Genomic DNA, 26,474 nt, shown 5'->3' with positions numbered 1-26,474 from the left:
ATTATATTTCGATAAATTTTTGTAAAAAACCTAAACGGTCTTTGAAAAGATCTGTTTTCTCGTCAGAATAGTATTTTTCAACAATTCTGTAATCATAACGGTCAAAAGTAGCGTCGATGGAAGCTAAATTCTCGTTACTGATTTTAATGGTGATGTGAATAAATTCGTCTGACATAAAACTGATAAATCCACCGTAGAACTTAGAATTGTTGCTCTCTACGATATTAGCAATTTCGGTCATAGAATATTTTCTTGCCGGAGTTTCTATCGTTAAGGTAGCACCGGTTTCCGAAAACAGAGGGTATTTTGAAAAGGTCTGAAACACATCATCACAGCAGATGTAGCCCAGATATTTTTCGTTTTTATTGATCACAGGAATCACGTTGGCATTGAATGTATAAAACAGACGGATGCTGTCCATGATATTATTATCCTCCAAAATGGCGAAGCGCTCGATCTGATGTTCGAGGTTCTTCAAAGTACCTTCTTCTTCATAAAGAAAGTCTTTGGCGATGGCTCCGTAAAAGTGGTGTGATTTTTTGATGAAAATATGCGTATATCCAAATGCTTCTAGGGTTTCCCTAGCCGATTCGATGGAGTCAGTCAGATGAAAACACGGAAAATCTTTTGAGATATAGTCCTTGATAAACATTGTGCTAATTTATAAAATTAAAAACGAAACCTTCCTGCTTTATTGCAGTTTTTTTTCATAAAAATAAAAAAAGTGAAATAAAAATTTGCCCGTAAAGAAATTTGAAGTATCTTTGTCGCCTTTCATTTTTACTTTTTATTAGATTTATTTCAAACTGCACTGTCTTTTGACAGACGCAGTTTTTTTATTTTAGGGCATATTCTGATTTTCGAAAACTGAATTTTGCTGTTTTTTTTAAACGCAAAGTCCGCTAAGATTTTTTTGAACTTCTACACGCTTATAAGTTTATACAAAGGCGTTCTACTTAGCGAAGAATTAATTTAAAACAATTATTATTTAATTCCTAAAGCTTTCGCAAATTCCCACATCACGATTCCTCCGCATACGCTTACATTTAAAGAATGCTTAGTTCCCAGTTGCGGAATTTCAATAAAAGAATCGATATTCTGAAGCACTTCATCACTGATTCCTTCCACTTCATTTCCTAAAATGACCGCGTATTTTTTTGAACTGTCAATTTTAAAATCAGTAATCATCGTGCTGTTAGTCGTCTGCTCGATTCCCACCACTTCAAATCCCTGACTTTTTAAATCATTGATTGTGACATTAATATCCGCTTCATGCGACCAATCCACACTTTCTGTCGCGCCCAAAGCAGCTTTGTGAATTTCACGGTGTGGCGGTTGCGGCGTAATTCCACATAAAATAATTTTCTCGACCAAAAACGCATCTGCCGTTCTGAAAGTCGCCCCTACATTGTGCATGCTTCTGATGTTATCCAAAACAACCACCAACGGAATTTTCTCAACTTTTTTAAACGTTTCTACATCAATTCTGTTGAGTTCTTCCAGTTTTAATTTATTTACCAAAATATATTTATTTCTTATTACAATTTACGAATTCTTCCGATTGAATGGATTTTAAAATTTTATTTCAAATTCATCTGTGAGAATCTGTGGGATCTTCTGTGAGAGATTTTTTTTGCTTACAGATTTACTTAATATTTCCCGCCCATTATCTGATGTACATTTCTTTCAATATTCTGAGCAATCGTCTCCATCGGAATATCATTTTCATCATTATTAAAAGGATCTTCGATTTCCTCAGCAATCAGTTCCAGACTCATCAGTACGTAATATACGAAAACCGTCAGCGGGATCATAAATAATCCAAGATTGATGACGTAAGCAACCGGCAAGGCCAATACATATAAAATAATGAATTTTTTAATGAAAGATGAGTAAGAATACGGAATCGGTGTGTTTTTTATTCTTTCGCAACCGCCACAAACATCCAGAAAACCGGAAATCTGAGTGTCTAAATACAGCATTTCAACATCAGAAATTTTCCCTTGTTTTTTTAGCTGATATAATTTTTCAGTTATCTGGATGATCAGATCATTGGGTCCATGATTTTTCAAAGAATTTTTAATTTCTGAATAATCCTCATCCAAAGCCAGCCTTGTCGATTCCTGAGAAAGATGTTTGGCTAAGAGATGTGGAAAAAACTTCAGATATTTTGAAATCTGCTCAGCAGATTCTTTGTCGTCCGTAAGAATAATATTGATTTTGATGGCGAAATTTCTAGTGTCATTTACAAGTTTTCCCCAAAGTTTTCGGCCTTCCCACCACCGGTCGTAAGCCGTGTTTGTCCTGAAAACCAAAAGCAGAGACAGCACAAATCCCAATAAAGAATGAATCATCCCCACATTGCTGACCTTCGATTTTGAGGTTAAATGTAAATATTCAATCTCAAGATATTGGATTCCATAGGAGTACAGCGCCATCAAAACCATCGTTGGAAACAGAATTTTCAGCGTATCACTTTTGTGTAAGCTGATCAGGATCTTCAGGAAATTTTTGGTGTTGTAGACTCTCATGGCTGATGTGCTTTTTGCAAAGATAAAATATTCGGATTATTGTTTTTCGTGGAAATTTTTATTTTGGGACTAAATAGCTCTCGCAGATTAAGCTGATGTCGCAGATTTAAATTAAATAATAGTTTTAAGATGCCACGAATGCACGAATTTTTATGAATTGATGGCTGAATTCTGAATTTTAAGTGAATAAAAATTACGATTGTCGCAATTTGTCCTATCAAGAATAACTTGTATTTCCTTGCTAAGTTTACACCTTTATATAACTTGAAAAAGACGGATGAAATTTAAATTCTTTGTTTGGCTTTGCGTTTAATTAAAAAGTCGGGCAAAATTCGGTTGTTCAAATAATAAAGATTTATTCGTGCATCCGTGGCATTTTCTCACCATAATTATTCACAATCATCCACACAGATCTGTGTAATCTGTGGTAACTAATTCCATCAAAATTTTTTCAAATTTCAAAAAAACACTATTTTTATTTCGCATTAAAAAACAAAACAGATGATTCTCGAAAACGTAGATGTAGTCAGCGACATCAGTAAAGAAGATTTTCAGGAAAATTATTTCAAAAAACAGAAGCCGCTTCTGATCAAAAACTACGCGAGTCGCTGGGAAGCTTTCGACAAATGGAATTTTGATTTTATTAAAGAAAAAGCGGGCGAACAGGAAGTTCCACTCTACGACAATAAACCTGCGGATGCAAAGAAAAGTTCAGATGCTCCCGTAACAAAGATGAAAATGAAGGATTATATCGACACGATAAAATCCAAACCTTCTGATCTGCGTATTTTCTTTTACATCATCACCGACCGACTTCCAGAATTGCTGAAAAACTTCACATATCCTGATTTGGGAATTAGGTTTTTCAAGCGGCTTCCGACTTTATTTTTTGGTGGAAGTGATGCGCATGTTCTGATGCATTACGATGTTGATCTGGGAGATTTTATGCATTTTCATTTTGAAGGAAAAAAAAGAATTTTGCTCTTTGACCAGAAACAGTCGAAGTTTTTATATAAAGTTCCGCTTTCGGTGCACACGGTTTACGACATCGATTATGAAAATCCTGATTACGAGAAATTTCCGGCTTTGAAATACGCCAAAGGCATTGAAATCTTTATGGAACACGGTGATGCGCTTTTTATTCCCGGAGCATTCTGGCATTTCAACAGATACTTAGAACCTGGTTTTTCAATGTCGCTCAGAGCTTTACCAAATAAACCTAAAGTTTTCGCGAATATGCTGTATCATGTTTTTATTATGCGCTACACCGACAAAATTTTACGGAAATTATTTAAATCGGAATGGGTAGATTATAAGCAAAAATGGGCGTATGAAAAGGCAACGGAGGCTTTGGAAAAGCACTTAAGTAAAAATAAAAGTTAATCCTCCAATATTTTTATGCCGCGAATGCACGAATTTTTATAAAAAGATAAAGATGATTTTTATTGCAAACAGAAATCTCATTCGTTAATTCGTGGCAATTCCAGCAGTACAATTTATTTTTAATCATCCTTGAAAATCTGTGCAATCCGTGGGAAACCAAAATCACCATTTCCCTCCTTCTTTTTTTATTCCTATTTTTACCAACCCAAATTTAAGTATATCTCAATGGCAAAGGCGACGAAGAAAGAAACCCCGTTAATGACGCAGTACAACACCATCAAGGCGAAATATCCTGATGCGCTTTTGCTTTTCAGAGTGGGCGATTTCTACGAAACCTTCGGTCAGGATGCCGTGAGAACTTCTCAGATTTTGGGGATTGTTCTGACGAAAAGAGCCAATGGCGAAGGTCATATCGAACTGGCGGGATTTCCGCATCATTCGGTGGATTCATATTTGCCTAAACTGGTGAGAGCCGGAATTCGTGTGGCGATTTGTGACCAACTGGAAGATCCAAAAACCGTCAAAGGAATTGTAAAACGTGGCGTAACAGAATTGGTGACGCCAGGAGTGACATTCAACGATCAGGTTCTGACTTCAAAAAAGAATAATTTCCTGCTTTCACTTCATAAAGAAAAAGAAAAATACGGAATCGCTTTGGTCGATGTTTCTACCGGAGAATTTTTGGTGAGCGAAGGAAATTTGGATAAAATTTTACACATCATTAACACGTTTGATCCGAGTGAAATTATTTACCAACGAAGCGTACAGATTCCCGATCAGCTGAAAAACAGAAACGTTTTCAAACTGGAAGACTGGGCTTATCAATATAATTTCGCTTATGAAAAACTAACGAATCAGTTTAAAACCAATTCATTAAAAGGTTTTGGTGTTGAAGGTTTACCTTTGGCAATTACCGCGGCAGGAGCAATTTTCGCTTATCTGGTTGAAGATACGCATCACAAATTACTGGCGCACATTACCAAAATTCAGATTATTCCGCAGGAAGATTATCTGATGATGGATCATTTTACGCTGAGAAATCTCGAAATCGTTTATCCAAGCCATCCGAAAGGAAAATCTTTGTTGGATATTATCGATAAAACTTCTACGCCGATGGGTGGAAGATTGTTGAGAAGACGAATTATTCTGCCTTTAAAATCTGTTGAAGAAATTGGCAGACGGCTTTCGTTAATTGACTTTTTAAATGAAAATGATCATTTAAAATATGAAATTTCCCAATTACTGAGGGCGATCTCAGATTTAGACCGATTGATGGGAAAACTTGCGGCGGAAAAAATTTCACCTAAAGAATTAGGTTATCTGCGTCAGAGTCTGATCAATATTCAGAAAATTAAAGGCTTGCTTCACCCTCACGCAGATGTCTTAGCCTGGTTGGAGCCATTGAATTCTTTAGATGACCTGATTCAGTTGCTGGAAAATCATTTGAATGAAGAGCTTCCTGTCAATTTAGCGAAAGGAAATGTGATCAAACAGAATATTTCCGAAGAACTTGATCATCTGAGAGGTCTGCAAAATAAAGGACGTGGTTTTCTCGACGAAATGTGTCAGCGGGAAGTGGATCGTACAGGAATTACAAGTCTGAAAATTGATTTTAATAATGTTTTCGGATATTTTATTGAAGTAAGAAATACCCACAAAGATAAAGTTCCAAGCGATTGGATCAGAAAGCAGACGTTGGTGAATGCAGAAAGATACATCACAGAAGAACTGAAAGAATACGAAAGTCAGATTCTGGGTGCTGAAGAAAAGATTAGCGTTCTGGAAAACCAACTGTACCGAAAAGTATGTTCGGATACGATGATTTACATGGACAGAATTCAGGAAAATTCGAATATTATTGCACAGCTTGATGTTGCAGTTGGTCTGTCTGAACTGGCGGTTTCTGAAAGCTATACCAAACCTGTTCTGAATGACGGTTTTAAAATTGACTTAAAGGAAGCCAGACATCCAATCATTGAAAATGCACTTCCTTTAGGCGAAAAATACATTCCGAATGATATCTTTTTAGATAAAGATTCGCAGCAGATCATTATGGTAACCGGCCCCAACATGGCGGGTAAATCGGCGATTCTGCGTCAGACGGCTATTGTTTGTCTGATGGCACAAATCGGAAGTTTTGTTCCTGCAAAACACGCTGAAATTGGAGTTTTAGATAAGATTTTTACAAGAGTTGGCGCGAGTGACAATATCTCTGCCGGCGAATCAACATTCATGGTGGAAATGAATGAGGCGGCGTATATTTTAAATAATATTTCAGACCGAAGTTTGATTTTACTGGACGAGATTGGTCGTGGAACTTCCACTTATGATGGGGTTTCCATTGCCTGGGCGATCGCAGAATATCTGCATCAGCATCCTTCGCAGGCAAAAACTTTATTTGCAACGCATTATCACGAGTTGAATGAAATGACCGTGAATTTTGAGCGTGTGAAAAACTTTCACGTTTCCATTCAGGAGAATAAAGGAAATATTATCTTTTTGAGAAAACTTATTTCAGGTGGAAGCGAGCACAGTTTCGGTATTCATGTGGCAAAACTGGCGGGAATGCCTTCAAAAGTTGTCAACCGGGCAAATGAAATTCTGAAAACTCTGGAAGCCAGCCGTTCGCAGGGAGGCTCTTCTGAAGGTGTAAAAAGGGTTACCGAAGAAAATATGCAGCTTTCTTTTTTCCAGTTGGATGATCCTGTTCTGGAAAACATCAGGGAAGAACTCACGAAAATTGATATTAATACTTTGACACCGATTGAAGCTTTGATGAAGCTGAATTCGATTAAAAAGATGATTGGGAAGTAGTCCTGTGATTTTATTTTTTAGTGAAAGTTACTGTTAATGGAATTTTGAATCTACAAAATATCTTCTCGCCATTCATGATACCGGGAGTCCATTTTTGCTTTATTTTTAAAAGTGCTCTTTCTGCTTCCTTATTAAAGGTAAGGTTGCTTCCAACAGATTTTACGTGTTCTATCGTACCTTCTTTGCCGACAATAAAAATCAGAGTACAGAACTCCTGATCAGCAGTGGTTACTATTTTCCTCATCCTGAAATTATTCGCAATCATATTTCTCAAAGCATCGGCACCAAGTGGAAAAGTTGCAGGTTGTTCAGCCTCCATTCTTATTTTTCCATCTCTGTGAGTCAAAGCCAGCTCATTGAGTTGACCGTAATCTTTGATAATATCCTGTCCGAAAGCAATGCAGTTAATGAGCAAAACCAGAAATATTGTAATTTTTTTCTTCATAGAAACAGTTAATTTTAGTGGAAATTCATTAGAACAGGAATCTGCATTTTACTTCTTACTAAGTTGCCGTTTTTCTTTTCAGGAACCCATTTTCCTTTAATTCGTTTTGCTGCAACTTTAACAGCATTATTAAACTTTTGATTTGTACCACTTACCTGAATTTCTGAGATTGTTCCATCTCTTTCAACAACGAAATTGAGGATTGATTTGAAACTTTCTTTACCTTTCGCCATTATCAAAGCATCAGAAGATATTTGGCTCTTTAATTTTTCAACAAAATCTTCTTTGTCATTTAAAAACAAGGCATCATGATCAGGATAATCATGGCATACTGTTATTATTTCGATGTCTTTTAGATCAACTTCTTTCACAGGTGAGCTGACAGGCCGTACATCCTGCGCTAAGAAAATTGCGGAGCAAAGTAAGAACAGAAATATTGAAATTTGTTTATTCATAATTATTTGAAAATAAAACTAGTCAAGCGCCATCATCACAGGAATTCTGAATCTGCTTCTCACGGTTTCACCTTTATATTTGGCGGGTTTCCATTTGTCTTTTATGCTTTTTACTGCTTTTATCACCTCAGCATCAAAATCAACATTTATTCCTTTTGCCTGAACATCACTAATAGAACCATTACGCTCAACTACAAAACTGACTATTGTTTTAAATTTTTTCTCTGTCGCACTTTCAAAAGAAGAAGTGACCATTACTTTATTAAATTTATCTCTGAAAATATTAATTCCTTTAGGAAATTCTGCCACTTCTGTAGGATTTTCATACACTTTTACGATACTTACAGGGAGCTCAGCATTACGGTCAACTGCCGGCGGCGGCGCAGGAGAATAGGTTCTTTGGGCTAAAATAATCTGACTGATAACCAGTAAGAAAATTGTTACTGTGTTTCTCATTACCTGAATTTTGTCAAAAGTAAAAAATTTTAAACAAAAACGACATCAGAAGATTGATGTCGTGTTATTTATAATTTGAAAGTATCTTACCATTTTCTCAAACCAATGGGAATATAGAAAATATATCTAACCGGTTTGCCTCCGATTTTGGCAGGTTTCCAGCGTTCGAAAACTTTTTTAACCGCTTCTTCGCCTGCGGCTGCGTGTTTTTTATTTTTGCTGATGGCAGCATATCTCCTAACATATCCATCTTTTTCTACAATAACATAAATCGTGGTGCTGAATTGCTCTTTATTTTTAATATCAATAATCGGCATATTTTCAGAAACTTTGTAGAGATAAGCCTTTTTACCGCCCGGATATTCAGGCTCCTCATCTGCTACTGTAACAACGTCTTTCAGATCCAGCCTTTTCTGTAATTCTGCGTAGTCTGGCAGTTCTTCAACTGTTTTTGCGACTTGCGGTTTCGGTTCGGTTTTAGGTTTTGTCTGAGCATTTAGATTAAATCCAAAGGATAAAATCATCATCAGCATAGTTAACTTTTTCATTCAATTATTTTTTTGCAAATTTAAAATAATCATCAATAACGCTTCCGCAACAAAAAAAATGCCTAATTGAATGAATTACAAAATTCTTATCAAGAAAATTGGATTTTTTTTGACAAATCAATTATGTTTGCAGTAAATAAACATGAAATGAAAATTAAATTTAGTTTAAGGTACCTTTTACTTACCTCTATTCTTTTTTGTGTGGAAATTCTGATCGCCACCGTTTTCAAAAACAATTTCTTCATAAGAGCCTATCTGGGCGATGTAATTGTGGTTATTTTACTATACACTTTCGTAAGAACTTTTATAAAAATAAACAGTATAAAACTGATTGTCGGAATTTTTATTTTTTCATGTCTTATCGAATTTGCACAACACTTTAATGTAGCCGAAAAATTAGGCTTCCAAAAAGGAAGCCTGATGTATATTGTGATCGGAAATTCATTTTCCTGGATTGACATTCTTTGTTATGCCATTGGATGCTTGCTTCTTCTGATTCCGGTTTATCTGAACAGAAATACCATGAGTTTCTGAAAAACCGTCATCATCAGCATCACAGCACCTCCCACAACAATAGAGCCTACAAGACCATAAAGCCAAAAGGTTAAATATTTCTTTACTGAATCGTTTTCTATTACCTTTATTTTCCAGACTGATGTGATGATAAATCCTAAAAATATCTGAAAAAGTATGACAATCGGTAAAAAAAGCAGAATTACGAAACCACCTAAATTTCCCATGAATAAAGATTTTATTTAGTTAAAAAAAATTATCTTCCAAACTGGTCGTATTTATCTTCTGCATATTTGATGAAGCGGTTCAGCAATGCAACATTATCTTTTTCCATTTTTGAAAGCTGATTATCTACATTATTTGAAACGGGAATATACCAGTCTGTCTGCTCAAAAAAGTATCGGTAGGTTGGTTTTTTAAAGGCATAGCCATGTCTTGCAAAAACTGCATTTTTTATGATTTCCATGTCCAGTTTTCTCAGGTTCTTCAGGTCTTTTTCGCTCAGTTTCTGTTTTGAAGCATTGATTTTAAAAACTGCGTCAGAAGCAAATCTGTTTTTGGAAGTCGTGTAAGATTCTGTTTTGCCCTCATCGTCGGTATATTTTTCCTTAAAGTCCTTAGGATTCTCCCAATCTATGAGATCAGAATCTTCATTAAGCATAAAATTAGGATTGTAGACAAATTCTTTCTTTGCCAGTTTCAGATTTTTCAAAGGAATATTTACACCCGTTTTTTTGTACGCTGCCCAACTTCCGGACATTGAATCTTTATAGATTTTCACCTCAAACCTTCCGTCTGTCTTATCATTTCCTGGTTCATCCAAAATAAATGAATTGGCAGTTTCGTTAAAAACGCCTCTGAAAGGCCTTTGATTTCCGTTTACAATGCTTTGCCCGTACACAGAATCCTTTGTAATTCTGTTGATTTTCAGTGACAGTTTTTTGTAATCTGTTCCTTCGTAAGAATCTTGGGTTTCGTTATCGAATATTTTACCTTTGCCAAAAAAATCGCCCGTGTAAATACCATAAAGTTCTTTGTGAATTTCAGGAACTACCACAGAATCTTTCTTTTCTGCAACGCTGTCGTTAGGTTTTTCTGTTGCTCCTTTATCCTTTTTACAGCTCACCAAAGTGGCAACCGAAAAAGCAAGAAGCGATAATTTTAAAATTTTCATATCTGTTTTTTTGTGATTAAATATTCTGTTAAAATGATATTGGGAACCCAACCGAGCCACGCAATGATTTCATAAACATCCATCGGGTTTGGGTGGAATAAATATACAATAATTACCTTCCAGATTCTCAGGGTAAGTGCAGAAATTGTGAGCGCAAAACTCCGCCACATCCACTGTTTATGTTCCCTGAATTTTCTTTTCCTTGCTAATTGATATGCTCTGAAAGTAGTAAACCACCAAAGACAGCCTAAAATAACGAAGGATGATTTAGCCAAAAAACCGCCATTGGCAAAAATTCCCATGTAAATTCCGGAAGGTGCGGCAAGGAAGAGAATCAGAAAAATATAAATTTTCCCTGCGTTTCTGTGAAAGTTTTTTAGGCCGAAATCTTTTCTTATTATCGCTAAAAAGCCACTCAGCAAAACAAAAATACTGGCGTAAACATGGGTGTAGAAAAACCAGAGATACTCTGGCCTCTCTTCCACCTCAGTCTGTTTGATCATTAAAAAACTCACATCTGTTTTAAGCGGGACATATTCTAAAGTAATTTTCAGCATCAGCCAAAAGAAATATCCGAAACCGATGATGAGAAGGGTTTTTATAAAGAGTGGGATATTTTTTTTGAGTGAAAGCATTTTAAAATTTACTCAAAATTGATCTTAAAAGGTATTTTATATCTTGATTTTACAGGTTCTCCATTTATTTTTCCCGGCTTCCATACTTTATTCTTCATTGAATTTAAAGCCCTTATAGCTTCTGCATTAAATGAACGGTCGTTTCCTTTAGCTTCCACATTGATGATCTGTCCGTTTTCTAAAATCACAAAGGTCAACTCACAACTAAACAATCCTTTTCCTTTGATTACACTTATATCAAAATTTTTACTAAACTCCTGTCTGAATTTATCCAAACCTCCCGGGAATTCAGCGCCCTGTTCTGTCATTGTGTAAATGCTGTCCTTTGAAATTTCTCTTTGTGGTTTGTCTATTTGAGCCTGTATACGCTCCTCTTGTGAAAAAACAAATGAGAACATCAAAATCATTAAGAGTCGCAGTCCTTTAATCATCATAATATTAGTTTAAATTATTTAAATCCTGAGCAATCAGCCATGCTTCACTCCAGCAGGCCTGAAAATTAAATCCTCCCGTCACGGCATCAATGTTTAAAACCTCTCCGGCAATGTAAAAATTCGGTAAAAGTTTTGACGACATATTCTTGAAGTTAATTTCCTTTAAATCAACACCTCCGGCGGTTACAAATTCATCTTTAAAAGTGGATTTACCGGTTACCTGAAATTTCTTTTTGCATAAATTTTCAATAATGGTCTGCATTTCCTTTCCGGAAATCTGCGCAACCTGTTTGTTTAAATTCACATTTGAAACTTCCAGAATTCTCTGCCAGAAACGGTTGGTTACTTCAAAAATTTTCGACGAGCCAATTGTTTTCTTTGGATTAGACTGTTTGAAATTAATAAATAATTCTTCAGCGTCATCCATATCTTTTGAAATAAAATTCACCTCAATTTCGAAATTATATTTCACTTTTGCAAGATTGATCGCTTCCCATGCCGAAATCTTCAGAATCGCAGGCCCCGAAAGTCCCCAGTGTGTAATTAACAGCGGTCCGCTTTCTTCTGTTTTCAGCTTGGGAATAGAAGTTTCTGCCATTTCAAAACTCGTTCCCAAAAGGTCTTTCAATAAATCATCTTTAATATTGAAAGTAAACAGTGACGGAACAAGATCAATAATTTTATGACCTAAATTTTCAATCATTTTCAATGATTTTGGCGAACTTCCGGTGGAATAAATGACATAATCGGCCTCAAAATCGCCAAGACTGGTTTTTACAAGATACAATTCATCAAGTTTCTGAATCTCTTTCACTGAACATTTTGTTTTTACCTCAACATTTTTCTTTTGAATTTCATTCAAAAAAGTATTGATAACCGTCTGCGAAGAATTGCTCTCAGGAAAAACCCTGTTGTCGTTTTCAATTTTTAAAGACACATTTCTCTGTTCGAACCAATCCATCGTGTCGCCTGGCTGAAATTTTGTGAAAACACTCAGTAATTCTTTATTTCCACGTGGATAAAACTGAACCAGTTCTCTCGGATCGAAACATGCATGCGTAACGTTACAGCGACCTCCGCCAGAAATTTTTACTTTCTGAAGAACATCAGAATTTTGCTCGAGAATCGTAATTTTATATTTTTTACCGTCAAGATTTGCTGCACAGAAAAAGCCTGCTGCACCGCCTCCGATAATGATTATTTGTTTCATAGTCTTTACTTAACCACAAAAGGCACAAAAGTTTTCAGCTTTTTCAGTTCTTTCAATAAGTGCAAAAAAGTACTGCGAAATGACATACTTTTTTTTAAAATTAAAAGCTTTTATGCAATGGATTATTTCTGCAAAACTACAATTTTTATAAACCATCTTATTTGAGTAATTTTGTGACAGTAAATCAACTGCTCAGACACAATATTTTTTTGAACTTTAATAAGCTGAAATTTAGCTTTAAGATGATTATTTAATCTTTTGTGACTTTTGTGGTTTTAAATAAATTTAAATGACTTTCTATCATACTTTTGAAGTGCGCTGGAGCGACCTCGATGCCAATAAACACCTTGCCAACTCATCTTATGTGCAGTACTGTGCCCAAACGAGAATGGCTTTTATGAAAAAAGAAAAAATGGGTGTTACCCAAATGAGCCGTTGGGGAATCGGTCCTGTGATTATGCACGAGAGATTTTCTTTCTTTAAAGAAATTTTTGCAGATCAGAAAGTGATTGTGAGTCTTGAAATAGACGGATGTGCAGAAGATGCTGCGATCTACCGTTTTATACACAAGTTTTATCTTCCGGATGGTTCACACTGCGCTACTTCAGAAGCTACAGGGGTATGGATCGATACGATGCTCAGAAAAATGACTACTCCACCGGATGACGTTGTTGAAGCAATGAACAAATATAAAACCGCGGAAACAATTTTGATGACGAGAGAAGATTTTAAAAAGCTTCCTTTCCGCCCGGAGAATATTGACCCGCAAGTATTCAATATTTAAGATTTAAAATTTTAAAAATTACTCATTACCAATTACTTATTACTCATAAAAAATGTTTGAAGATAAAGAACCGGAATTGACGCCCATTTCCAAGTTAGGAGAATTTGGCCTGATAAAGCACCTTACACAGTTTTTTCCGATTGTCAATGATTCTACGGAACTCGGCGTAGGCGATGATGCCGCTGTGATTAATCCCAACGGTAAAAAAGTTGTTTTAACAACTGATGTTTTGGCTGAAGGTGTACATTTTAATTTAGGATATGTTCCTTTGAAACACCTTGGTTACAAAGCTGTTGTGGTCAATCTGAGCGACATCGCTGCGATGAATGCAAAGCCGACACAGATTCTGGTTTCGCTTGCCGTCTCCAACCGTTTTCCGGTGGAAGCACTTGAAGAATTGTACTCAGGAATTCAGACGGCCTGCAACCACTACAAAGTTGACTTAATTGGCGGAGATACAACGAGTTCCAATGCCGGTTTGATCATGAGCATTACCGCTGTGGGAATTGAAGATGAAGAAAACCTCGTTAAGAGAAGCGGCGCACAACCCAATGATCTTTTGGTGGTAACCGGTGATTTGGGAGGTGCGTACATGGGACTTCAGATTTTAGAGAGAGAGCACGCTGTTTTCCTTGCTGATCCGGATATGCAGCCGGAAATGGAAGGTTTTGACTACATTTTGGAAAGACAGTTGAAACCTGAGGCAAGAACTGACGTGAAGGCGACCTTGGAACAGCTCGATATCAAACCTACTTCCATGATAGATATTTCAGACGGCTTAGCCTCAGAAATCCTGCATCTTTCTGACCAGTCGAAAGTTGGTTTCAGATTGTATGAAGAGAAAGTTCCGATGGATAATCTGACGATTACGACTGCGGATGAATTTAATTTAAATCCTGTGATGACAGCTTTAAGTGGTGGAGAAGATTATGAATTGTTATTCACAATTTCCCCGAATGATTTCGAAAAAATGAAAAATCATCCTGATTTTACCATCATTGGTCATGCAGTAGAAAAAGAAGAAGGAAACTTTATGGTTGCAAGAGGTTCAAACCAGTTGGTGGCTTTAACAGCACAAGGTTGGGATGCCTTTTTGGGGAACCAGCAGAATGATTAGAATTTAATTTCAAATATTGTGAAACCACTGCATTTGTAGTGGTTTTTTGCTATTTTTACTACATGGATAAAAACAATCATACATCAACTTCGCAATGTATTTGTTGTGGATATTTTTCTTTAGAACAAAAAGGAGCTGCAGAGATTTGTACTGTCTGTTTTTGGGAAGATGACGGAGAAACTGATTTAGATGTGATAAGCAATCCTAATGTGATGACTCTACGAGAAGGTAGAGACAATTTTTTAAAATTCGGAGCTCACGATAAACAATATATCAAAGATGTGGTTAAAAACCCTGAGACCATATTTAAAAAAGGAAATCTACCTACATATTAAACTAAAAGCCAGCTAATCGAGCTGGCTTTCTTTGTTTTATGATTTCTTACTCATGTCAGCAATAATATTCATCGCTTCCTGGAGGTAAGTATCTTTGCGGAGGTTTTTAACCCAGATTTCAGATTTCTTTTTGAAAACTTCGTCTTTCTTCTCTCTTTCGATTTCGGCAGGATACATATTGAATTTCAATCCGTTATCGTATTTCGTAAGAACTTTAAACTTCTCGATCTGTGCTTTTCTCTGCTTCATAAGATCGTTGAATTTATTCATATTTAAAGTGATGGTTTTCTCTTTATCTAATTGCTCTCTCCACTGTGCAGACTCCATCAACAGTTGATAATTGGCGTTTTTCGCCATTCTTGCATTGCTGGCAGTTTCCAATGCTTTTACATCAAAAAAGCTTAGTTTCTCGTACTTTGTAGATGGAATTTTGTCCCACGCCAAAGAGAAGTCATCGTAGCGCTCTCCTATTTCTGCATAGCTGAAGAAATCTTTCATCTGAACATCAGAAACAATTCCTTTTCGCTGGTTAGATTCTCCGGTAATTCTGTAGAATTTCTGAATGGTTAATTTTAATGATCCAAAATCATCTTCGGTATTTAAAAATCTGTTTAAGTCAACGAAAGTCTGAACCGTTCCTTTACCGAATGATTGCGGTGAACCAACCACAACAGCTCTGCCGTAATCCTGCATCGCGCCTGCCAGAATCTCAGATGCTGAAGCTGAAAGTTCATTTTGCATAATTACTACAGGACCTGTCCAGATTGGAGTTTCCTGCTTATTTTTCAGTGTTTGGATTTTACCGTTAGAATCTTTGACCTGAACATAAGGTCCGGCATTCATAAATAATCCCATAATATCGCCTACTTCCGTCAGTGAGCCACCGCCGTTATTTCTGAGGTCTAAAACAATTCCCTCAATGTTCTGAGCTTTTAACTTAATGATCTCATTTTTGATGTCATCAGAAGCGTTTCTTCCTTTTGCATCTTCAAAATCTGCATTAAAACTTGGCAAATTGATGAATCCGTATTTTTTTCCGTTAGGAGAATTTACGATGATGCTTTTTGCGAAAGTGTCTTCAATAGCCACTTCTTCACGAATCATGGTCACTTCTCTTACAGTTCCGTCTTTTTTCTGAACCGTTAAAGTTACCGGCGTTCCTTTTTCACCACGGATCAGTCTTACAGCTTCGTCAGAAAGCATTCCCACAACGTTAACGTGGTCTTCTTTAGGTTTGGATCTAACTTTCAGAATTTTATCACCTTCAGAAAGCTGTTTTGATTTCCATGCCGGAGCTCCAATGGTAAGTGCCCCGAGATAAAGATTTCCTTTTTTCTCCTGGATAATAGCTCCGATACCGATTACTTTACCGGTAAACTGAGTATCAAAATCTTCCTTATCTTTAGGAGAATAATAGTTGGTGTGCGGATCGAAAACTTCTGTGTACGAATTCATATACACAGAGAACCAATCCATTTTCTTTCTCTTTTTGAATCTTGTAAATGTTTCTTTTACCAGATCTTTCACCTCATCGGTAGCTTTCTGAATCTTCTGCTGAGGCGTAAGAACTTCAAGTTTGATGGTATCCTGCAGCTTGTATTTCTGTACAGAATCTTTCTTTTCCTTCTGTGCATCGTATTTACTGTTCATTGATTCCACCTCCTGAAGAATGTTGTACTTGATGTATTTTCTCCACTCATTGTACTGCTCCTGCTTATTTGCCGGAACAACTTTATCTTTTGCTTCCAAAACCAAGGTTTCATCTTCTTCCAGGTTTATTGGTTTGCTGAAGATATCCTGAGTGATTTTATCGATCTCGTCTACTCTCTGGTAAAGTCTGTCGATAGTAAGTTTATAAAACTGAAGATCGCCCTGATTGAGATAGTCATCAAGTTTTGTTTCGTGCTTTGCAAATTCTGTCATATCAGACTGCAGGAAATATCTTTTTCCGGGATCTACCATTTCAAAATAATGCTTGTAAACATCTTTTGAGTAAGCATCGTTGATGGGTTTTGGGCTATAATGTAAGTATGAAAGTGTGTTTTTAACGCTCACCATTATCGTCTGCATCTTTTCGTCATCATTTTTCGGTGAATTGAAACAAAACATCAAGCTTGTTAATGGAATGAGGAGTAAAAATTTATTCAGTTTAAAATTTTTCCACATAAATCTTTAAGGTATAATATTATTTTCTAAAAATTGTTTGCTAATTAGTGTATAAAACCGTGAAGCTGTTACAAACTATCAAAAGTAATACCTTATTTACAAATATCAAGCAGTTTTAAGTATTTTTTAATAGCAATTTTCATTAATTTTTACTGTTAAATTATTTCATTTTTTCGGGATAATTTCTATTTTTGTGTAAACACAAATGACATAAATGAAAGAAATTACGCTCTCCAAAAAAGAGTTGCAGCACCGGCTCAACAGCATAAAGATCAATTATGATGGCCTGAAGCCCCGAAAATACGGTGTTTCTGTAAAATATTTTTCCGGAACCGAAAACAAACCTTCAAAACGTATTGACTACGAAGTAACCGCTGATTTACAGATCATTAACGGAATCGGAACAATCAGTTTAGATAAAAAAAATATTTTTTACAACCAGCATAGCCCCGATCTCATTAACGAAATTTTTACGGATGGCATTACAAAATCAATGTATCCCATTGAAACCACTATTAACGAAAGAGGAAATTCTACCTGCGAAATTTTAAATCATGATGAAATAATCAATCGCTGGAAGCAGAATAAAGAATTGTTATCAGAAAAATATCAAAGCGAAGCACTCGATGAATTTTTTGCTGTAGCGGACCGGAAAATCAATTCAAAACCGCAGATTGAAAGAAGTTTGCATCACGATTGGTTCTGGAATTTATTTTTCCATCCGAGACTGATCAATTATGGTGACTACAGACAGGTCGAAACAGATTTACTCCTATCTGTTATTCCATATCAGGCTCCTGTAAGATTTCATGGAGTTCAGACGATTGAAAAGATTCCGACGGATTATCATTCTTTTGTGATCCGGTTTGAAAGCAATGAAATAAAAGCTCCTGAGTATTTCTATCCCAAAAACAGTGCAGATGATTTTGTACTTTATATTTCTCTGTGCGTAGAGTTTGATTCAGATCTTTACCATCATTTTCCGATGCATATCCGTGCTATATTCCAGATTTATACTAAAAATCCGGATGGCTCAAAATTGATTTTCAAAAAAATTGAATTTACGGTGTATCAGATCAATTCTGATGGGTATCAAAACAAAACTTTAAGTATGAAGAGTCCTTTTATTACCGGCGGTTTGGTGAAACTTCCACCCAATAAATGGGGCTTTGACAATTTTGAAAACCTGGAAAATAATTGGTAATTATCATTTTTTATTGAAATAATTATTATATTTATATACCACAACTACAAAATAATAAACACAATGTCACTGAAAGAAAAAGTAGTACAGGGAGCAATCTGTATGTGCAACTTCGGCACAACTCCCGACACGTTAAAAGTTCTTACTCAGAGCAAATACTACCTCAACGATTACGAAGGAAAACAAAAACTGGCAGCGACGCATAAAGATATCGGGCCAACTTTTGAGAAAAATACTTTCGGTCCCTGCAAAATGCAGCCCACACCCGGAGGCTACAAACCCTGCCAGGCCATTGTCACAGAATGGAGCGGCTATTATGAAAAAGAAAAATACTCCCCACCCGATGGCTACATACTACTGGAAGACAGCAAAGCAACCTGCCCCATTGGCGGTAAAGACTGTATAAAAATCATAAAAACCGGCCAGATTGGAGAACCATCAAAGAAGAATTTTGAGAATGCTGACAGTGAGTTGCAGTCGCATGTGAATCCTTTGGTTGATATGAAGAATTTTGACAAGAAAGATCCTTATGAATTTTTAAATGCAGAATAATTATGCCTGATACTATTAAAAATACAGTCGGATTACAACACTGCTACTGGAGTACGAACGGAAAACTTGCAGCCGTTACCAAAGGCGGTACTTATTATTTGTATACAAGAGATAAAAACGAATTTATCGTTGATGAAAGTTGTGTTGGTGGAAAAACGGCCAACCCTAAATATACGGCAGATCATGCCAGATGGGCTTTTATTTATGACCTCTTTTTTCAAAGCTTGGAGAAAGCAAAACCTGAGGATATTACAGAAAATCTCTGGGGACCTTTAAGCGGCGGAACTATTCCTGTTAGTAAATATGGATTAGAGAAAAAATATAAAGTTGGGCGTTCTTTATAATTTAATCCGTCTGAAGGCTCATATTATTTTGGACATAAACAGAGAGTTGAGCTTTTCAGCGAGAGTCCGGGAACAGGATTTTATTTTTATATCGTTCCCATAACTTCATCAAAAATAAATTATGCCTATTTTCATAAGAGTGAAGATATTAAACACTACGGAGAAAACGTAAGTCTTACCGTGATGTTTCATGGCTATAATCTTGAAAAGAAAAATAAATACAAAGCAAAAGTTTATCTGCTTGAGGAGACAGAAGCGATAGGATTAACACAAACAGAAGACTTTGAAGACAAAAACCTTTGGGATGCTGTAATTACTGATGATTTATCTTCAACAGGAAAAGATGATGATTTTAATCATTATCTAAAGCACAATTTTAATATTAATATCGACTGGAAAAAAGGAGAAAACAGGAAGAAAAACTTCACCGTTGCAGTTGAGGTTTACAGAGTTTGGGAAGAACCGGGAATGATATACGGCACAAATGCAAAAGAAGAAAGAGTCGCTTTTAAAAACTATGCCGATACTCCTACTACAGATCTCATCAATTATAATGCTGAATTATTAAAAACCCAGGATGTAGATAAAAAAGATTCTATCTCCAGCCGTTTTATGGTTTCTGAAGAATTAATGGATCATTATCTTACCCGCATAGAACAGGACAAAAAAAATATGATTCAGTATATCGGGGATATTGAATATACCCAACGGGAATTAACCAGCCAATGAAATTGATAAAACGGAACACGCATTTGCTATCATAGCAGGCGACAATCGAAAAGAGATAACCATTATTCTTGATGGTTTACAAACAAAAAACCAGTTCTGTCAAGGTTTGCTGCTGGATAAGGGACAAAAACACACAGAATATAAAAATGTTTTTCAGGTAGATAAAGTGTATTCTGCATCTTTCAGAGGAGAAATCACAACACCAGACTCTACACATCAGCAGCAGCAGAAAGACGCTGGTATTGACACAACTGAGGAAAATAAAAATGACACTGATGTTATAAAAACCGACAATATCTCTAATCCATCTGCAGCACAACAATGGGAGGACAGAATTGATTACAAAATTGAAAGTGATAAAGAAATTACTTTGAAACTGAGGTATTTGTATAATAAGACGGCGTTTGAAAGTTTACAAGGTTCTAATAAGACACTAAATAATGCGGTAAATTTATTTTGGGTTTTTAGATATTTTTGGTTTACAGATAGGATTGTTCAAAAATATTTCCTTCCAATTTCAACATGCAGGTATCCAAATCAAATAGCAAAAATAAATGTTTATCCAGATATTGAATGGTTAATAAGTTTGAAATTAAGCTCAACAATACCCAATGTATATTCGCATACTAATATGCCATCTGGTCCCACCTATGAGCATCATCAGGAAAGAGCTATTGAAGTTGGTCAAAATAGGAGAAGACTAAATAAAGAAGTATCTTTTGAATTGGTAATTAAAGCAACGACAGACTCTGTAGAACGTTCAATCGGTATTGCTTATGAGGACAAAATTGAATTTTATTAAAAGCTTTAATTAAAGTCAAAGAAATTTTAGATAATATTACAGGTGTTACAAGTGCTCGTAATGGAATGGCAGGAGAAATTGCAGATAGACTTCCAGGGTTTTTAGGAAAAAGTCCAATTACATTTCAATTAGATTATCCCACAATTTCAATTGACGGGGGTTGGAAATTTGGATTTGAACCCTCAAAAAGAACTGTGGAAGCCCAAGGTAAACTTGCTGTTGCTCTAACACCATTAATAAAAGGTACGGGAAAATTAGATTTAATTGCTTGTGCCGAATTTATTCCTCCAGCAAAGCCCATTATTATGGCAATTAGAACTGCTACAAAAGCAGTTGGTGTAGACATTTGGTTTAATTTATATGCGTTTGGACAGATAGATATAAGTTACACTTTTTTATTTGGTGCTATTGTGGGAGCAGAGCCTTTGAATATTGCTACAACAGTAGGCATCGGTGCTGAACTCGGAGTTAGAGCATCTGCAGAAGTGCCGAAATTGAGCTTTGGAAATAAAACCGTAGATAATATGAATATTGGTTTTGAGGCTTCTGCTAAAGGGGAAACGTCATTAATAATTTCTGGTAAACAAGGTTCTACTACAGAAGGTGTTTATATTGAACCATCAATTGGTTTTGGTGGAATGGTTGTTATAGTAACAGCAAAAGCCAGTGTATGGAAGATGGGAGTTGGATTTGAAGATAAACCATATGAATTAATAAAACCTGAGCCAGATCTTTTAAAAGATAAATTTTATATAATAAAAGCAAACAATGATAAGAAATAGTATAATTTGTCTCTTAATGATGATGTTGATTTCATCATGCAAAGGACAAGATAAAGATCAAAAGATGGAAAAAATTACGGAAGAAATAATTAGCTTAATTCATCAGTATCCTACTACCCCTATGTACTCTTTACAAATGAATAAACAAGGATGTAAACTGGTAGTTGAAATGGAAAACAACGTAGATTATAGGTTAGTAGAAAATAATGGCGAGAGTATAATGATTCCCCTAAATGTAATGATAACAAGAAGTGGAAAACAAAGATTAAAAGTGAAAATTTATCCTAAAGATGGGGATCAATACCTTACCAAGTATGCACATGTGCAGATAAATATTTTTAACGCTCCTTCTAAAAACAGCTCATTAAAGGAGTATGTTAAAATTGCTGAATTTATACTACCTCAAGGATTAGAGGCAAAAAAACTACCATATTATGAACAAAACATAGATTTTGAGGCACATGTTCCTTTCGATTATAGTGAAGAACTTAATACTGCAATGGATCTGAGTAAAATAAAAGGTATTGAAGAAAAAGTTGTAAAAAAATATAACGAAGTCAGAGAAATTTGTGAAAATTCTGATATTATCGCTTATAATAAACTCTCAATACATTCTTCTGCTCTGGTCTATAATACTACTTACACATCGGCTGAAGATATTAAAAACGGTCAGAAGTCTAATAGATTTGGTATTGTTGAATCAAATTTAAAAAACATAAAATTTTTACCTATAGAAAATTATATTGTACAGTTTTATGCCAATAATAAAATTGTAGCACTTTGGCAAAAGAATCATAATCCATCGCTATTTATGAATGGAGAAAATTCTACTGGTAAAATTATGGAAGGCGGAGATCCTTTATTTCTATATATGCCCGAAGGTAGTACAGAATTAAAAGCTTGGTAGTTTCATAAGTAAAAATGTGAACCTCTTTAAATATTAGCAAGAAATAATTTCTTGCTTTTTAGCTATATGCAATCTTATATGTTTTTATGAATTTATCTATAAATAAATGGTTTTCAGTAAATAAAAAAAACATTTTTCAAATTTGCTAAATTAATCATTTATAATCCTAACCCCCTTTAGAAAACATTTATATTAAAGAAGGTAAAAAATAATAGAAATGAAAGATACTTTTATTAACACTATGCTTTTTATTGATAATAAGTTGTAAATCCCAAGAAAAAGAAAACCCTAAGGCACTGGGTAAAAAAGATCAGAAATTTTATTTGGATAGACTGTCATTTAATGAAAGTAAAGATGTTTTATTTTCAAATGTAAAATATGTAACAGGTAATATTAATGATAAGGCAACCTTATACAATATTAATAATCCAGAAAATATTTCACTCAATATTGGGGATGTAAATATTATTTTTGATTACAGGCAATTTTGGATTAATAAAAAATAAATTTATTTTTCTCGAGTTGAAGCCGATGAAAATAAAACATCTGATATTATAAAAAATCTAAGTGAATCATTTAAAAAGATTGATTTAACTGATAAAGAAATATTAGAAGAGGATATCTCAGACAAGAATACTTTCATGTATCATAAAAACTACTTATTTAAATCAAGTAACATGTATATAAATTTGGAAACAATTGAATTTAAAGATAAAAGAGAACAAGACAGAATTCGTTTAAATTTTTATTCATATCCTTATGACAACATTTTAATTGAATCCAATCAAATAAGTGACAAAATATTAATCAATAAAATGTATAAGAATCCTTTTTATATAGCTGAATTACAAGCTAGTAATTGTCAAGTTGAGTTATTAGTTAATGATCTGCCGTGCTTTAATCAATATACACAAAATTTTCCTTCCCAAATAGTAATAAAAGATTTGGCATGATCCAGAATAAAATATTCAGATGATGAATAATACAATAAATATATTAACCTGCACAGTATTATTTTTGTTGACGATAGCTAGTTATAGTTGCTCAAATAAATCTAACGATAATAAATTAATCATTCAAAATAAAACCCAAATTGAGAAAAATAAACACATAACTTATGCCGTGCATGTGAATGCCAAAACACCATATGAACTTTATCTCGATGATATATTGATAGATCGTTTTTATGAAAATAATATGAATCGTAGTACAGATTTAAACACTTATCTTTTAAACAATGGAACACATAAACTAAAAATTAGATATCTGCCATTGTCTGACAGTCAGGATGGTTTGTTGGATCCTAAAGATATTATATTTAATAAAGATTCGAGATGGCACATTTACTTTGTCTCGCTTAACAAGGACCCTGAAGCTCCTTTAGGGTATACCAATGAAATAGATTATGGAAGTAGTGCTTTGAATATTATAACGCCACCAAAAAAAGTCCCTTTTTGGGAACAGGAATGGGATTTAGAAATAAAAGACTTACCCTATAAGTTAAAAGGATGGAGTGAAAGTGAAGATTTATCAAAGGTAAATCAAGACGAGTTGAAAAAAGAAGTTGTAGCATTCTTTGAGGAACAAAGACTTTTATTAAATGAGGGAAAGGTTGACGAGTATCTACAATTGGGATTAAAAAAAGATCAGGAAGTAATTGTTGCTACTTATGGAGAAGATTTAGAGTATTATAACTCACAAGAAAGAAAAAAAAATATATTAAGAGCAAAAGGAGATATGCTTCCATTAGAAAATTATACATTGGAGCTGTTTGCCAACGGAAGATTAGCAACATTAAAAATAGCATCCGGACAATATAAAAATTGGTCAGCATTATTAAGTAAAAGTGAAAAAGGAAGAGTTAGCGGATGGGGAATCTTAGTACATAAGCCTAAAGGCTCATCCCAATTTGAAATTATTAGAAAATAAAACAATTTTGAAGCAGCTTTTAAATACCGGAATCAAAATCGTAGGAATTATATGTTTAATTGCTACAATCATGATCTCTATTACTGCATATACTCAAAAGATAGAAATTATACCTACTTATTTGGCTATTCTTTTTTGTGGAATTTTATTTGAAAGTTTTAGAATTTCAAATAAAAGTAAATCAATCTTTTACGTTTTATTATATGCCTATTTTATAAGTTTAATAGTTTTCTTTCCTGATCAGGGAAATGATGCTTATCATTTGAAGAAAGAATTAAGCGATTACCGTATGTTTTATGTTTTGTCTATTTAATAATTTTAGTTGCTTCCCATAAAAAAATAATAATCCCTAGACTCACCGAAGGGGTAACCTTACTGCTTTCGGTTTCTATTATATATTGGTTATTAAGTAAGCAATTGCTAAATTTTGAAACCTGGTACTCATCAATAATAACAATAGTTACTTTATTAGTATCCTTATTTTCTGTCATTAATGGATTGTTTTTGGTAAAACTTTCTAAATTAAACCGTTTAATTTTAAGTATTTGGAGTACAATTATAGTATTTGTAATAAGTGTAGATGATTTTATAGGTTTGATGGATTATATTAGTTTTGATGATCAGAATGGTTTTTCTGATTCATTTAAGATTGTTATTCAATATTTTCTTTTTGGGATGAGTAGTATTTACTTAATTCAAAACTTTTTTTTATTATTTCTGTTCATACCATCGAAAGAAGATCAAGACAATATTTTGTTTCATGAAAACATCAGAGATCATTACGGTCGGTATTCTGAAAGTCAAGTAAAAAGACTCTTTTCTATTTTTTGCATTATATATTGTTTTGTATTTTTTTACCTAAATCATATCCTAAAAATTTTACCCATAAATACAATTATTTGGATCGTTACATTTACATTTCCAGTTGTATTAAATGTAATGATAAAAATTAACTATAAAAAAAGTGAGTTCATTGATTAATGATGGATTGGTTTGTTTGTAGAAAAAAAGATAATCAAATTATTAGATTAAAATTTTTTTTAATGTTTAACAACTTACAATTATATTCTCAATAACTAAAAAGTATCTCAATAATTTTAACAAAACCTTCACCCCACCCTCTCAAAAATCAATTTCCATTTTAGTAAATTTGTTCAAATTAAAAATAATATATGGAAAAACCACTTATTCTGGTAACCAATGATGATGGAATTACGGCTCCCGGTATCAGAAATCTTGTAGAATTTATGAACGAAATCGGGGAAGTGATCGTGGTAGCTCCCAACTCTCCCCAAAGTGGAAAAGGTCACGCCATTACCATCAACTCGACTTTAAGTTTCGAAGAAGTACAGCTTGAAGGGCCTCAAAAAGATTATTCGTGCAGCGGTACTCCCGTTGACTGTGTGAAGATGGCTTTGGATAAAATTCTTCCGAGAAGACCGGATATTGTGGTTTCAGGAATTAATCACGGTGCGAATTCTTCAATTAATGTAATTTATTCAGGAACGATGTCTGCAGCTGTGGAAGGCGGTGTGGAAGGACTTCCATCGATTGGATTTTCACTTTTAGACTTCAGTTGGGAAGCAGATTTTACGCAGGCAAAGGAATATATTCAGAATATTGTAAGAAAAACTTTAGAAAACCCAATGCCTAAAGGTGTTGTGTTAAATGTGAATATCCCTAAACTTTCGAAAGAAGAGATCAAAGGTGTGAAAATTTGTAAGCAGGCCAATGCAAAATGGGAAGAAAGTTTTGACGAAAGAATCAATCCGCACGGTAAAAAATATTATTGGTTAACAGGTTATTTCAACAATATGGATGAGTCTGAAGATGCTGACGAAACCGCTTTGGCTAACGGATACATCTCGATTGTCCCCGTAAAATTTGATATGACGGCTTATGAATATATGAACACGCTGAATGAGGTGATGAAGTTTGATTAAAAGAATTATTCTTTTGTCTTGAAATCGCAGATTCGACGTAGTCAAACAAAAGAATCAAAAATTCAAGACTTGGAATCTGAATGTTAAAAATTAAAATTTAATCCTAAAATTCTCAAAACTTGCGCGATTGAATATTTTTTCTTCGATTCAAAATTTCTACCGCGCTTCGAACAGTGGGAATTTCTTCACGGATTAAATTTTAATTTTCTTAACGCTTCAGTTTCTTATGTCGTTTCTGATTCATCACAATATAAAAATCTGTGAAATCTGTGGGACATTTTA

Annotated in this window: 31 protein-coding genes; 18 read left to right on the top strand and 13 right to left on the bottom strand. The window is 34.6% G+C overall.

Going from position 1 to position 26,474, the window contains the following annotated elements; translation table 11 throughout:
* Window position 1 precedes the first annotated feature (1 nt).
* The 3 genes from ASG21_RS16820 to ASG21_RS16810 all read right to left on the bottom strand — a co-directional run bounded on the left by ASG21_RS16820 (window position 2) and on the right by ASG21_RS16810 (window position 2,531).
* Window positions 2-652 carry a CBS domain-containing protein gene (locus ASG21_RS16820; RefSeq protein WP_056083255.1) on the bottom strand — a complete coding sequence of 217 codons (651 nt, stop codon included), beginning with the start codon at window positions 650-652 and terminating at the stop codon, window positions 2-4.
* A 332-nt stretch (window positions 653-984) separates the two neighbouring features.
* On the bottom strand, window positions 985-1,521 hold the full coding sequence (locus tag ASG21_RS16815; protein ID WP_056083252.1) for an RNA methyltransferase: 537 nt from the start codon (window positions 1,519-1,521) through the stop codon (window positions 985-987).
* 128 nt (window positions 1,522-1,649) lie between these two features.
* Window positions 1,650-2,531 (bottom strand): bestrophin family ion channel, encoded by an 882-nt coding sequence (locus ASG21_RS16810; RefSeq protein WP_056083249.1) that lies wholly within the window; start codon window positions 2,529-2,531, stop codon window positions 1,650-1,652.
* A 501-nt stretch (window positions 2,532-3,032) separates the two neighbouring features.
* On the opposite strand from ASG21_RS16810, the gene ASG21_RS16805 reads away from it, so the two are divergent.
* Together ASG21_RS16805 and mutS are read left to right on the top strand one after the other, a co-directional pair.
* Window positions 3,033-3,914, top strand: coding sequence for a cupin-like domain-containing protein (locus tag ASG21_RS16805; protein ID WP_056083246.1), 882 nt, complete (start codon window positions 3,033-3,035; stop codon window positions 3,912-3,914).
* 225 nt (window positions 3,915-4,139) lie between these two features.
* On the top strand, window positions 4,140-6,728 hold the full coding sequence (gene mutS / locus ASG21_RS16800) for a DNA mismatch repair protein MutS (protein ID WP_056083243.1): 2,589 nt from the start codon (window positions 4,140-4,142) through the stop codon (window positions 6,726-6,728).
* A 10-nt stretch (window positions 6,729-6,738) separates the two neighbouring features.
* Here mutS and ASG21_RS16795 read toward each other — a convergent pair whose 3' ends face one another.
* The 4 genes from ASG21_RS16795 to ASG21_RS16780 all read right to left on the bottom strand — a co-directional run bounded on the left by ASG21_RS16795 (window position 6,739) and on the right by ASG21_RS16780 (window position 8,632).
* Entirely contained in the window at window positions 6,739-7,173 is a 435-nt protein-coding gene (locus ASG21_RS16795; RefSeq protein ID WP_056083240.1) for a hypothetical protein, read from the bottom strand.
* A 14-nt stretch (window positions 7,174-7,187) separates the two neighbouring features.
* A complete protein-coding gene (locus ASG21_RS16790; protein ID WP_056083237.1) occupies window positions 7,188-7,628 on the bottom strand; it encodes a hypothetical protein in 441 nt (146 codons plus the stop codon).
* 18 nt (window positions 7,629-7,646) lie between these two features.
* Window positions 7,647-8,084, bottom strand: coding sequence for an energy transducer TonB (locus ASG21_RS16785; protein WP_056083234.1), 438 nt, complete (start codon window positions 8,082-8,084; stop codon window positions 7,647-7,649).
* 86 nt (window positions 8,085-8,170) lie between these two features.
* Window positions 8,171-8,632: a hypothetical protein gene (locus ASG21_RS16780; RefSeq protein WP_128414346.1), complete on the bottom strand. Its 462-nt coding sequence runs from the start codon at window positions 8,630-8,632 to the stop codon at window positions 8,171-8,173.
* Between the two features lie 147 nt (window positions 8,633-8,779).
* Between ASG21_RS16780 and ASG21_RS16775 the strand changes: the two genes are divergently transcribed.
* Window positions 8,780-9,166 carry a DUF2809 domain-containing protein gene (locus tag ASG21_RS16775; RefSeq protein WP_056083788.1) on the top strand — a complete coding sequence of 129 codons (387 nt, stop codon included), beginning with the start codon at window positions 8,780-8,782 and terminating at the stop codon, window positions 9,164-9,166.
* Here the strand turns inward: ASG21_RS16775 and ASG21_RS16770 are convergent.
* The 5 genes from ASG21_RS16770 to ASG21_RS16750 are packed head-to-tail and all read right to left on the bottom strand — an operon-like array spanning window position 9,136 to window position 12,598.
* A complete protein-coding gene (locus ASG21_RS16770; protein ID WP_056083225.1) occupies window positions 9,136-9,372 on the bottom strand; it encodes a hypothetical protein in 237 nt (78 codons plus the stop codon). The genes ASG21_RS16775 and ASG21_RS16770 overlap by 31 nt on opposite strands.
* A gap of 29 nt (window positions 9,373-9,401) precedes the next feature.
* Window positions 9,402-10,319 (bottom strand): YARHG domain-containing protein, encoded by a 918-nt coding sequence (locus tag ASG21_RS16765; protein WP_056083222.1) that lies wholly within the window; start codon window positions 10,317-10,319, stop codon window positions 9,402-9,404.
* Window positions 10,316-10,954 (bottom strand): DUF2306 domain-containing protein, encoded by a 639-nt coding sequence (locus ASG21_RS16760; protein ID WP_056083219.1) that lies wholly within the window; start codon window positions 10,952-10,954, stop codon window positions 10,316-10,318. Before ASG21_RS16760 ends, ASG21_RS16765 begins: the two co-directional genes overlap by 4 nt.
* A gap of 8 nt (window positions 10,955-10,962) precedes the next feature.
* Window positions 10,963-11,388, bottom strand: coding sequence for an energy transducer TonB (locus ASG21_RS16755; protein WP_056083214.1), 426 nt, complete (start codon window positions 11,386-11,388; stop codon window positions 10,963-10,965).
* A gap of 4 nt (window positions 11,389-11,392) precedes the next feature.
* Window positions 11,393-12,598 (bottom strand): NAD(P)/FAD-dependent oxidoreductase, encoded by a 1,206-nt coding sequence (locus ASG21_RS16750; protein WP_056083211.1) that lies wholly within the window; start codon window positions 12,596-12,598, stop codon window positions 11,393-11,395.
* A gap of 289 nt (window positions 12,599-12,887) precedes the next feature.
* Between ASG21_RS16750 and ASG21_RS16745 the strand changes: the two genes are divergently transcribed.
* The 3 genes from ASG21_RS16745 to ASG21_RS16735 all read left to right on the top strand — a co-directional run bounded on the left by ASG21_RS16745 (window position 12,888) and on the right by ASG21_RS16735 (window position 14,834).
* Window positions 12,888-13,382, top strand: coding sequence for an acyl-CoA thioesterase (locus ASG21_RS16745; RefSeq protein WP_056083208.1), 495 nt, complete (start codon window positions 12,888-12,890; stop codon window positions 13,380-13,382).
* Between the two features lie 52 nt (window positions 13,383-13,434).
* A complete protein-coding gene (gene thiL, locus ASG21_RS16740) occupies window positions 13,435-14,499 on the top strand; it encodes a thiamine-phosphate kinase (protein WP_056083205.1) in 1,065 nt (354 codons plus the stop codon).
* A 62-nt stretch (window positions 14,500-14,561) separates the two neighbouring features.
* Window positions 14,562-14,834 (top strand): CPCC family cysteine-rich protein, encoded by a 273-nt coding sequence (locus ASG21_RS16735; protein ID WP_056083202.1) that lies wholly within the window; start codon window positions 14,562-14,564, stop codon window positions 14,832-14,834.
* Between the two features lie 36 nt (window positions 14,835-14,870).
* Here the strand turns inward: ASG21_RS16735 and ASG21_RS16730 are convergent, their stop codons facing one another.
* A complete protein-coding gene (locus ASG21_RS16730) occupies window positions 14,871-17,000 on the bottom strand; it encodes a carboxy terminal-processing peptidase (RefSeq protein WP_056083198.1) in 2,130 nt (709 codons plus the stop codon).
* Window positions 17,001-17,214: 214 nt separating this feature from the next.
* Here ASG21_RS16730 and ASG21_RS16725 point away from each other — a divergent pair, with 214 nt between their 5' ends.
* From ASG21_RS16725 to surE, 12 genes are all read left to right on the top strand, one after another.
* Window positions 17,215-18,204 (top strand): hypothetical protein, encoded by a 990-nt coding sequence (locus ASG21_RS16725; RefSeq protein ID WP_056083195.1) that lies wholly within the window; start codon window positions 17,215-17,217, stop codon window positions 18,202-18,204.
* A gap of 63 nt (window positions 18,205-18,267) precedes the next feature.
* Window positions 18,268-18,756, top strand: a complete 489-nt coding sequence (locus tag ASG21_RS16720) for a DUF4280 domain-containing protein (protein WP_056083192.1) — start codon at window positions 18,268-18,270, stop codon at window positions 18,754-18,756.
* Window positions 18,757-18,758: 2 nt separating this feature from the next.
* Complete coding sequence (locus tag ASG21_RS16715) at window positions 18,759-19,100, top strand: hypothetical protein (protein ID WP_056083189.1); 342 nt, start codon at window positions 18,759-18,761, stop codon at window positions 19,098-19,100.
* Between the two features lie 183 nt (window positions 19,101-19,283).
* A complete protein-coding gene (locus tag ASG21_RS16710) occupies window positions 19,284-19,829 on the top strand; it encodes a hypothetical protein (RefSeq protein ID WP_056083184.1) in 546 nt (181 codons plus the stop codon).
* 106 nt (window positions 19,830-19,935) lie between these two features.
* Window positions 19,936-20,631 (top strand): hypothetical protein, encoded by a 696-nt coding sequence (locus tag ASG21_RS16705; protein WP_056083182.1) that lies wholly within the window; start codon window positions 19,936-19,938, stop codon window positions 20,629-20,631.
* A gap of 65 nt (window positions 20,632-20,696) precedes the next feature.
* Window positions 20,697-21,413, top strand: coding sequence for a hypothetical protein (locus ASG21_RS16700; RefSeq protein WP_056083179.1), 717 nt, complete (start codon window positions 20,697-20,699; stop codon window positions 21,411-21,413).
* A gap of 64 nt (window positions 21,414-21,477) precedes the next feature.
* Complete coding sequence (locus ASG21_RS16695) at window positions 21,478-22,320, top strand: hypothetical protein (protein WP_128414345.1); 843 nt, start codon at window positions 21,478-21,480, stop codon at window positions 22,318-22,320.
* 251 nt (window positions 22,321-22,571) lie between these two features.
* Window positions 22,572-22,826: a hypothetical protein gene (locus ASG21_RS16690; protein WP_056083173.1), complete on the top strand. Its 255-nt coding sequence runs from the start codon at window positions 22,572-22,574 to the stop codon at window positions 22,824-22,826.
* 183 nt (window positions 22,827-23,009) lie between these two features.
* A complete protein-coding gene (locus tag ASG21_RS16685) occupies window positions 23,010-23,273 on the top strand; it encodes a hypothetical protein (protein WP_128414344.1) in 264 nt (87 codons plus the stop codon).
* Window positions 23,274-23,292: 19 nt separating this feature from the next.
* Complete coding sequence (locus tag ASG21_RS16680; protein ID WP_056083168.1) at window positions 23,293-24,249, top strand: hypothetical protein; 957 nt, start codon at window positions 23,293-23,295, stop codon at window positions 24,247-24,249.
* Window positions 24,230-24,562, top strand: coding sequence for a hypothetical protein (locus ASG21_RS16675; protein ID WP_056083165.1), 333 nt, complete (start codon window positions 24,230-24,232; stop codon window positions 24,560-24,562). Before ASG21_RS16680 ends, ASG21_RS16675 begins: the two co-directional genes overlap by 20 nt.
* A gap of 859 nt (window positions 24,563-25,421) precedes the next feature.
* Window positions 25,422-26,192: a 5'/3'-nucleotidase SurE gene (gene surE / locus ASG21_RS16660; RefSeq protein WP_056083156.1), complete on the top strand. Its 771-nt coding sequence runs from the start codon at window positions 25,422-25,424 to the stop codon at window positions 26,190-26,192.
* The last annotated feature ends 282 nt before the right edge of the window (window positions 26,193-26,474 follow it).

This window comes from Chryseobacterium sp. Leaf394, assembly GCF_001424105.1.
Lineage (GTDB): Bacteria > Bacteroidota > Bacteroidia > Flavobacteriales > Weeksellaceae > Chryseobacterium.
This window is presented reverse-complemented; position numbering and strand designations above follow the sequence as displayed.

Coding starts and splice junctions, on each gene's coding strand:
- ASG21_RS16795 (WP_056083240.1), bottom strand. CDS start 7,173: ATGAAGAAAAAAATTACAATATTTCTGGTTTTGCTCATTAACTGCATT.
- ASG21_RS16775 (WP_056083788.1), top strand. CDS start 8,780: ATGAAAATTAAATTTAGTTTAAGGTACCTTTTACTTACCTCTATTCTT.
- ASG21_RS16765 (WP_056083222.1), bottom strand. CDS start 10,319: ATGAAAATTTTAAAATTATCGCTTCTTGCTTTTTCGGTTGCCACTTTG.
- ASG21_RS16680 (WP_056083168.1), top strand. CDS start 23,293: ATGATGAATAATACAATAAATATATTAACCTGCACAGTATTATTTTTG.
- ASG21_RS16715 (WP_056083189.1), top strand. CDS start 18,759: ATGCCTGATACTATTAAAAATACAGTCGGATTACAACACTGCTACTGG.
- ASG21_RS16790 (WP_056083237.1), bottom strand. CDS start 7,628: ATGAATAAACAAATTTCAATATTTCTGTTCTTACTTTGCTCCGCAATT.
- ASG21_RS16695 (WP_128414345.1), top strand. CDS start 21,478: ATGGAAAAAATTACGGAAGAAATAATTAGCTTAATTCATCAGTATCCT.
- ASG21_RS16805 (WP_056083246.1), top strand. CDS start 3,033: ATGATTCTCGAAAACGTAGATGTAGTCAGCGACATCAGTAAAGAAGAT.
- mutS (WP_056083243.1), top strand. CDS start 4,140: ATGGCAAAGGCGACGAAGAAAGAAACCCCGTTAATGACGCAGTACAAC.
- ASG21_RS16755 (WP_056083214.1), bottom strand. CDS start 11,388: ATGATGATTAAAGGACTGCGACTCTTAATGATTTTGATGTTCTCATTT.
- ASG21_RS16735 (WP_056083202.1), top strand. CDS start 14,562: ATGGATAAAAACAATCATACATCAACTTCGCAATGTATTTGTTGTGGA.
- ASG21_RS16770 (WP_056083225.1), bottom strand. CDS start 9,372: ATGGGAAATTTAGGTGGTTTCGTAATTCTGCTTTTTTTACCGATTGTC.
- ASG21_RS16725 (WP_056083195.1), top strand. CDS start 17,215: ATGAAAGAAATTACGCTCTCCAAAAAAGAGTTGCAGCACCGGCTCAAC.
- ASG21_RS16720 (WP_056083192.1), top strand. CDS start 18,268: ATGTCACTGAAAGAAAAAGTAGTACAGGGAGCAATCTGTATGTGCAAC.
- ASG21_RS16785 (WP_056083234.1), bottom strand. CDS start 8,084: ATGAGAAACACAGTAACAATTTTCTTACTGGTTATCAGTCAGATTATT.
- ASG21_RS16810 (WP_056083249.1), bottom strand. CDS start 2,531: ATGAGAGTCTACAACACCAAAAATTTCCTGAAGATCCTGATCAGCTTA.
- thiL (WP_056083205.1), top strand. CDS start 13,435: ATGTTTGAAGATAAAGAACCGGAATTGACGCCCATTTCCAAGTTAGGA.
- ASG21_RS16780 (WP_128414346.1), bottom strand. CDS start 8,632: ATGAAAAAGTTAACTATGCTGATGATGATTTTATCCTTTGGATTTAAT.
- ASG21_RS16710 (WP_056083184.1), top strand. CDS start 19,284: ATGTTTCATGGCTATAATCTTGAAAAGAAAAATAAATACAAAGCAAAA.
- ASG21_RS16760 (WP_056083219.1), bottom strand. CDS start 10,954: ATGCTTTCACTCAAAAAAAATATCCCACTCTTTATAAAAACCCTTCTC.
- ASG21_RS16745 (WP_056083208.1), top strand. CDS start 12,888: ATGACTTTCTATCATACTTTTGAAGTGCGCTGGAGCGACCTCGATGCC.
- ASG21_RS16730 (WP_056083198.1), bottom strand. CDS start 17,000: ATGTGGAAAAATTTTAAACTGAATAAATTTTTACTCCTCATTCCATTA.
- surE (WP_056083156.1), top strand. CDS start 25,422: ATGGAAAAACCACTTATTCTGGTAACCAATGATGATGGAATTACGGCT.
- ASG21_RS16750 (WP_056083211.1), bottom strand. CDS start 12,598: ATGAAACAAATAATCATTATCGGAGGCGGTGCAGCAGGCTTTTTCTGT.
- ASG21_RS16820 (WP_056083255.1), bottom strand. CDS start 652: ATGTTTATCAAGGACTATATCTCAAAAGATTTTCCGTGTTTTCATCTG.
- ASG21_RS16700 (WP_056083179.1), top strand. CDS start 20,697: ATGGCAGGAGAAATTGCAGATAGACTTCCAGGGTTTTTAGGAAAAAGT.